The following is a 6,886-nucleotide window of genomic DNA, read 5'->3' on the forward strand; positions in this document are numbered from 1 at the left end:
GAGTTGCAAATTAAGGAGCTTGTAAACACTGGCGAGCTCGACGGACGCCTTGTAGAGGTTACCAGTATTAGCGGAATTATATTGTTGACGAATCCTAACACCAGACAACCCAACTACCATGCTGTACTGTACGACCCATTAAACTACTTACTCTTCACATACAACCTTACAATGCTGTTCTCAGAGCTAAACCCATCAATGCGGGACTGCTACATAAGTAGATACTTAGCATTTTACGAGAATGTTTTAAACACTATACTGGTTCACAGAGGAAAGTACGACACAATGGCTGTTGCGGATGCACCATTATCCCAGTACGCTGTTGAATGGTTAGGAATCAAAGTAGTCAAGCTCGTTAAAGCGGAACACGACGCTGAAGCCTCCTCGATGGATCTTCTGGAAGTTGAAAAACTAATGCGGGAACACATGGTTGGGTTGGTGATCGTGACGTACCCGCCAACCAAGACCTCGGAATACCTGGAGGAACAAGCCTCGTTATACGGGGTTCCCGTTTTGAAAGTTGAGTCCCCCTTAACTAATAATTCGTTTTTCTCAAGATTGTCAAAACTCGTCTCGCAAAATATAACACCCTTAGAGACCTGGGCTACATGTAGAAAGGGAAATGGATGGAGCAACGCCACGGTGTTGGCATTGTCAGGAGTAACGGGTGCAATAGGCTTGGCTGCCGGGTTTTTGATAAAAAGCCGTGTCAGGGTGAGGGAGAGATGAGGTTTAAGGAAAGACATTTGACACTAGTTCTCCTGGTGACGATAACCTTAATAGCTTCTGTGACCTCAGCCTTATTTTTTGATCCGAAGAAGATAACCACGTATCTAATGATGGGTCTCACATTTTCCCTGACCAGCATTATTGTTTACTATAGAAAAATGGAGTTTCTCGCCTCTAGCGCTACCCATACGAGCCTTCTAGCAGTAATCACGGGTTTGATGCTGGAATCCCTCACGGGGGTTCAGTTCCCGGTATGGTCTTTGTTGATCGGGTTGTTCATCATCTACTTAGCGGGAGTATTGATCAGGAAGGGTTTAGACCCTAATAATACTTCAGCAGTAATAGTAGCCTCAACCTCGGCTTTCAGCGTGATAGGGGGTTACCTGCTGATAACGCTTTTCCCTGTCAGCTATAATTTAAACTCTCTTTTCCTCGGAGACCCCCTCCTACTATCCAGCAGAGACGTGTTGCTCGTGTCTCTCGTTACGGTGGTGGTTTCAATTATTTTCGTCCTCTCAATATATGAAATACTTTCACTGGGTATTGACGAAGTGTCTGTGAAACTGCTAGGTTTGAAAACTGGTGTTTACGACACCCTCACCTACACTATTATCGGCTTAACAAGCATAGGGTTGCTAAGGGTCAGTGGATACATTCTTCAACATGTTTTAATACTTCTACCAGCAATAACTGCATCCTTCTACTCTAACAGTGGAAAAGAGCTGATCCTCTACTCGATAACGCTTTCCCTATTCTCATGTAGCGTCGGATTCCTACTATCCCTATACTTCAACCTGAGTCCCACGGGCCTCACAGGAGTAGTCCTCGTGGTTTTCATGGTTCACGGGGTCTTGAGGAGGTGGATGAAGTGAGTAAGAAAAGAAGATTCGGTGTAAGCATACCTGTTAAAATAGCTGATTTAGTAGATGACTTGGCCCGGTTAAACTCTTGCGAGAGATCCCGTGTCATAGAGTACGCGTTAAACGAGTACCTGCATGAAAATCTTCACGTTGAAGTGGAAGAAAAGCACTCATGTATTTCAATCATAGTTGCAGTTTCTTCGAAACCCATCCCCTCAACCATCTTGGGGAAATACGTGGAAATAGTGAAAGCGTCAATGTACTATAAAATCGGTAACTCCCACATTAATATATTGATTATTGAAGGGAGTTCTGATACTATTTCAAAGCTTAGAAAAGAACTTGGGAAGACGACAGGTAGCTTGAGACTTATTCCTCTGGAATCAATGGTTAGGAACTATGAGTAACGTTTACGCCTTTAAGCCCGTGAAGGGGTACTGGTTCACCAGTTGGCTGGTCAACGCTTTGAAAAATAGGAATTCATGCTTAGAGGTCTCCCTGGATCTAGGTCTTACTCATGAAAAAGTTTGTGTAAGTGGTAAAAAAGTCTTGATCAGAGATATAGAGCTAGATTTTGACGCCATTACTCCCAGCGAGGAAGATAGGGTAGTTCTCTTAGAGAATGATAGAGTATATGAAATAGCTGTTTCAACCATGAGAGGGTATTACAAGTTAAAAGCGATTGGAATGGTCCTGCCTCCCACGCTAGAAATCAATGGAATACACATGCACAGAATTGTGGGCTTAAACCCTTGGGAAGATGCCTTGTTGAAAGCCAGTAAGGCAAGGGTTAGACGAGGCAACGTCGTACTGGACACTTGCACAGGGCTTGGATACACGGCGCTTGCATCTATTGAAAGAGGGGCTTCGAAAGTAGTATCTGCCGAGATTGATCCCAACGTTCTATGGATTGCTGAGAGGAATCCATGGAGCAAGGGTCTGAGTGATGAAAGGCTCACTATTGCGAACATTGATATTGTAAATCTAGTTAGATATTTTGAAGACTCATTCTTTGACAGGATAATTCACGATCCACCCAGGTTCAGTGGTTCAACAGGTGATTTATACGGGTTAGATTTTTACAAAGAACTCTACAGGGTTATAAAACCAGGCGGTATCTTGTATCACTACACTGGATTACCCGGTTTCAAAAGCAACTACAGTATTTTAAAAGGAATCAAGAACCGGTTGGAAAGAGCAGGCTTTATAAGAGTATACTTCGACGAGGAATCACAAGGCTTCATAGCCTGGAAGCCCCCTAATCACTAGTTAATTTATCTATGCTCTTGAAAACACCGGCCTCTAAGGACTTGTACTTCTTCTTCAAGTAATCTCTTATCCAGCCTGCCAGGTTGAAAACCCCCATATTGTATTCGAGAAAACCCCGCTTGATGAGGCTGGTGATGATTGTTAACAAGTCCCTTTCTATTACGGCATCATCGATCTCCCCGTATGCCAGCTCCCCGCTCTTCGCCCTTTTCTTTATTTCCTCCCTTAGGTCAATTATTGCTATGATTTCTCCAACGCTTATGTTCTTCAAGAAGTACTCCATGATTAATTTCTCAATACTGTTCAAGGTTAGTAATTCCCGTACGTCACGCTCGGAAATGGTTGCTCACCCCTTAGTAATACCATGTGTTATAATATGTGTGCTCGTAAACCATAAACGCATTGTTTCTACGAGCCCTGCAGAAACCCTTAAACATACATTTCTCGCACAAGGGTTTTTCACTTCTAATGCATATCGTCCTCCCATGCAACCAGAAGTGGTCATCAAGCTCCCAAACGCTACGCCCACTCTTCTCCGCTAACAAGCCGTAGGCCTCTCTAACGACCATTCGAATCAAGACGTCATCGCTCATCGACACTTCTTTCATGTTTAATATATCGTTCCATAATCTACCGGAGACGACTACCATGCCTGTTCTCAACGCAATCCTTGTCAAGTGGTTGTCAACAGGTATATAGGGCTTGTCAACGGGTTTAAACAACCCTCGGAAATGAAGAAACTTGGCGAGAAGCATTGATTTCTTCTCAACAGGGTCTTCGAAAGCCCTAAAAACTCTTAAAAAATCAGCGAAACCAGGGTTTATCCCATCACCGTGAAGCCTATTATTGCTTGCCTCGACCAGGGACGACACCCTCCCATCGTAGAGCTTAATTAATTTCACGCCAAGATCCCTTAGGAGACGGGTTCTCAACACGATGTCCACTGGGCGAGCGTTACCGATGCTCAACCATTTCTCAACCTCCTCCTCCCTAATTTTCGACAAGTACTCCGGAGTAAAGAAATCGGGGTTTTCATCAAATTTGACCTTGCCCAGCCGGTAAAGAAGATCGGCTCCCTTGTAGCAACCATCCTCTAGGCAGGCTTCGTAAACTCTTCCAGGTCGACTCAGACGGTGATCCATCGCAACCATTACGGTGAGATATCTCAACACTTCCTCCTCACTATGCTCCCTGGAAGGATAAAATTTAGGGTTGAATAAGTCTAGTCTCTGCAAATTCTCACTACTTCTCTGAAGAATTCTCGACATTCTGTCAATAACCAGCGTATCAATGCCTAATAATTCCATGAGTGGCTTACCCCACTTACTAATCACGCAGTTATTTTATTATATTCCTTCCAATACTATCTCATTAATCGTGATGATGGTAATGATGGAAACAGAAAAGAGTGTTTGTGAAGCCAGCTACTACCTTAGCGGGTTCAGGGACCATGTGGTAAGCTGTGGTGAAATAGTGATAAAAGGATTCTTAGACGCGGATTTAATCATAGGTCGAGACGTCGTTATCCTGGGAGGGGGTAGAATAACTCTCCTAGCAGGGGAGAACTGACTTCTAATGCCTATCAAAAACCCATTGCTTGTTGAAAATGCATACTGCATAAACTTGGTGTCGATCGGCAGTAGGGGGCATGTTTGGATAAGCGAGTTGAACACGCGTAGAGCTTACCTATTCAAAACCCATGTGCAGACTTTGAGCACAGAGGAGGCATGGCTGTCTAGACTAGCTAACGTGAAAACGGTTTCTAAAGCATCTAGGATTGTTTTCGCATCACCTCACGCATATATTGAAAACATTATCCCAAAAGAGATCGGCGTTGTTTACACGTATAAACCATACCACGATTTGAGCAGTGTTGAGGAAAAAGAACGGTTAGGTTAAACTTCTTATTTCCACGATTTTCTCACGCAGGGTCATTAAGGTTTCATATATTTGGAACAATGTTCCGGGAGTTACCTTGTCTCCTGACTGAAGCCTTGACACGATTCTCTCTAACTTGTCGATTAAATCTATTGCTTCCTCGATTCTCTCGCGAATAATGTTTTTTTCACCCTCCAATGCTCGCCTTTCCCTCCTTAAACGCTTCTTCAAACACTTTCATGTTTAACTCGAGGGCTTTCCCCTTGAATATGGCCTCTATGGCTTCTTCAACATCAGTCTTACCTATTAGATCCTCCAGGGCTGGGTTTACTCCCAGGCTGAATCCGAGGAGCGCGATGTTGGATGATATGGGTGTTCCCATAACTCTCTTACTGACGCCCTCCGCATCGTATAAGTAGACTCTTCCCAGCTTGCTTTTCAAGGCCTCGATCACGTCCTTCTTACCCGGGTACTTGGCTAAGGGAGGTGGTAGTATGAGATCGTTTACAACCATCACTGTATCCTTGTTAGCATACCTTACAGACCTCCCCGCTTCTAAGACCTCCATGGCAATGATATGGTGCGCTCCCCCGACAGGTATCACAGGCGAGTCTCCCTCACCTATTCTAACGTGGACGATGACGCTTCCACCTCTCTGACTCATACCGTGAACTTCAGCAACGGTAACGTTCAAGCCCGCCCTAATGCACGCCTCACCTATTAATCTTCCCAGAGTGATTAGGCCTTGACCCCCGACCCCTGTTAAGACTAAATTAAACCGTTTACTCATTCACACCACCTACCATAGTTTTTCCCAATCCTGGGAGGGAGTGTTAGCAGTACTGATGGCTTTGAATGGACATATGCTCGCGCATAGACCACAACCTGCGCATAAATCCTCAATAATAACTGGCTTCCTGCTGTCAGGGTCTACTACGAGAGCTGGACACGCTGATAGATTGACACAGGCCATGCACCCAGTACACTTCTCAGGGTCTACCTTGTAAACAGGAAGTACTGTCTTAGTCTTCCTAGCATCTCTCAAGACTTCGAGCGCGCAACGAGCCCTAGATATTATTGCAATTTTTTTCCCGCTCTTAAATTCCTCGAGAGCTTTCCCAAGGGTATTTATCGATTCTTTAACCTTCAAAGGATTGATCACATAGGTTTCGAAGCCAACCGCTTTCAAAATATCCTCGGGCATGATCCTAACCGTGGGCTCACCGACAGCTGTGACACCGGTGCCTGGATGGGGTTGATGCCCAGTCATAGCAGTTATCGAATTATCAAGAATCAATGATACGGCCCTCCCTTTGTTGAAAACCAGGTTGATTACGCCTGGAATCCCGGCATGATAGAACGTGGAATCCCCTACCACCGCCACGATCGCCTCATCCACTACCTTGCTCAACCCATGGGCAACGCCTATCGCACCGCCCATTTCGAAACTAGTCATTTGGGTCTCGAAAGGCTTCTGGAACCCTAGAGTGTAGCAGCCGATGTCACCGGTGAATATAACATTCCTTATCCCAGCCTTGTTCAACGCTGTTTTCACGATATAGTAGCTACTCCTGTGAGGGCATCCCGGGCATAAAACGGGCGGGCGGGGAGGTATTGCAGGCTCTATTTTCAAATCGCCAACGCTCTCCCATATGCGCGGCTCACACTTATCGAGGAATCTGCACAGCCCATTGTAAACAACCTGGAGGGAAAGCTCGTCGTTTTCCGGGACATACTCTTTACCATATACTTTGCAACCAAGACCTAGTTCTGATGAAATACTTTTCACCTGCTTCTCAACCACAGGGTCAAGTTCTTCAACAACTAATACTCTCTCCGCATTTCTCAACACTTCTTCAACAGGTTTCCTTGGAACAGGAACAGGCATATTGAGTTTTAAAACAGTAATCTTTGACTCGAGGCCTAGAATTCTCAAAGCTTCTTCAACGTGAGAGTACGCTATCCCGCTGGCTATTATAACGTCTTTCATGCCTGGGTTTATAATTTTCGCGAAAGGCTCACCGGTATCATACTGAATCTTCCTCCAAACCTCTAAAAGCTTCATTTTAAGCTTCCTAGCATGTCCTGGGACAAGGACCCACCTGTCAATCGCTTTTTCGAAGACACCCTTACATACCGGTGATTCTAGA

At 44.9% G+C, this 6,886-nt stretch carries 11 protein-coding genes; 6 read left to right on the forward strand and 5 right to left on the reverse strand.

The window, feature by feature from the left end; all coding sequences use genetic code 11:
- From AC3OH0_RS00740 to AC3OH0_RS00755, 4 genes are all read left to right on the forward strand, one after another.
- A partial coding sequence (locus AC3OH0_RS00740) for a metal ABC transporter substrate-binding protein (RefSeq protein ID WP_498344392.1) occupies nucleotides 1-729 on the forward strand: 729 nt, incomplete at its 5' end.
- Entirely contained in the window at nucleotides 726-1,601 is an 876-nt protein-coding gene (locus AC3OH0_RS00745; protein WP_498344393.1) for a metal ABC transporter permease, read from the forward strand. The genes AC3OH0_RS00740 and AC3OH0_RS00745, both read left to right, overlap by 4 nt.
- Nucleotides 1,598-1,996: a CopG family ribbon-helix-helix protein gene (locus AC3OH0_RS00750; RefSeq protein WP_498344394.1), complete on the forward strand. Its 399-nt coding sequence runs from the start codon at nucleotides 1,598-1,600 to the stop codon at nucleotides 1,994-1,996. Before AC3OH0_RS00745 ends, AC3OH0_RS00750 begins: the two co-directional genes overlap by 4 nt.
- Nucleotides 1,989-2,858, forward strand: coding sequence for a class I SAM-dependent methyltransferase (locus tag AC3OH0_RS00755; RefSeq protein ID WP_498344395.1), 870 nt, complete (start codon nucleotides 1,989-1,991; stop codon nucleotides 2,856-2,858). The genes AC3OH0_RS00750 and AC3OH0_RS00755 overlap by 8 nt, the downstream gene beginning before the upstream one ends.
- On the opposite strand, the gene AC3OH0_RS00760 is transcribed toward AC3OH0_RS00755, so the two are convergent.
- Together AC3OH0_RS00760 and AC3OH0_RS00765 are read right to left on the reverse strand one after the other, a co-directional pair.
- Nucleotides 2,848-3,165 (reverse strand): PolB1-binding protein PBP2 family protein, encoded by a 318-nt coding sequence (locus tag AC3OH0_RS00760; RefSeq protein ID WP_498344396.1) that lies wholly within the window; start codon nucleotides 3,163-3,165, stop codon nucleotides 2,848-2,850. The two genes, AC3OH0_RS00755 and AC3OH0_RS00760, sit on opposite strands and share 11 nt — an antisense overlap.
- 46 nt (nucleotides 3,166-3,211) lie before the next feature.
- Nucleotides 3,212-4,165: an iron-sulfur cluster loop gene (locus tag AC3OH0_RS00765; protein WP_498344397.1), complete on the reverse strand. Its 954-nt coding sequence runs from the start codon at nucleotides 4,163-4,165 to the stop codon at nucleotides 3,212-3,214.
- Nucleotides 4,166-4,247: 82 nt separating this feature from the next.
- On the opposite strand from AC3OH0_RS00765, the gene AC3OH0_RS00770 reads away from it, so the two are divergent.
- Both AC3OH0_RS00770 and AC3OH0_RS00775 read left to right on the forward strand, forming a co-directional pair.
- Complete coding sequence (locus AC3OH0_RS00770) at nucleotides 4,248-4,427, forward strand: hypothetical protein (protein ID WP_498344398.1); 180 nt, start codon at nucleotides 4,248-4,250, stop codon at nucleotides 4,425-4,427.
- 6 nt (nucleotides 4,428-4,433) lie between these two features.
- The gene (locus AC3OH0_RS00775; protein WP_498344399.1) at nucleotides 4,434-4,757 is read left to right on the forward strand and encodes a hypothetical protein; all 324 of its coding nucleotides are present in this window, start codon (nucleotides 4,434-4,436) and stop codon (nucleotides 4,755-4,757) included.
- Here AC3OH0_RS00775 and AC3OH0_RS00780 read toward each other — a convergent pair.
- The 3 genes from AC3OH0_RS00780 to AC3OH0_RS00790 form a co-directional block, all read right to left on the reverse strand.
- Complete coding sequence (locus tag AC3OH0_RS00780; protein ID WP_498344400.1) at nucleotides 4,749-4,934, reverse strand: hypothetical protein; 186 nt, start codon at nucleotides 4,932-4,934, stop codon at nucleotides 4,749-4,751. The two genes, AC3OH0_RS00775 and AC3OH0_RS00780, sit on opposite strands and share 9 nt — an antisense overlap.
- Entirely contained in the window at nucleotides 4,924-5,526 is a 603-nt protein-coding gene (locus AC3OH0_RS00785; protein WP_498344401.1) for an indolepyruvate oxidoreductase subunit beta, read from the reverse strand. The genes AC3OH0_RS00780 and AC3OH0_RS00785 overlap by 11 nt, the downstream gene beginning before the upstream one ends.
- Before the next feature lie 9 nt (nucleotides 5,527-5,535).
- Nucleotides 5,536-6,886, reverse strand: a 1,351-nt coding sequence (locus AC3OH0_RS00790) for a thiamine pyrophosphate-dependent enzyme (RefSeq protein ID WP_498344402.1), incomplete at its 5' end; no start/stop codon positions are given.

This window comes from Thermosphaera sp. (assembly GCF_059755995.1).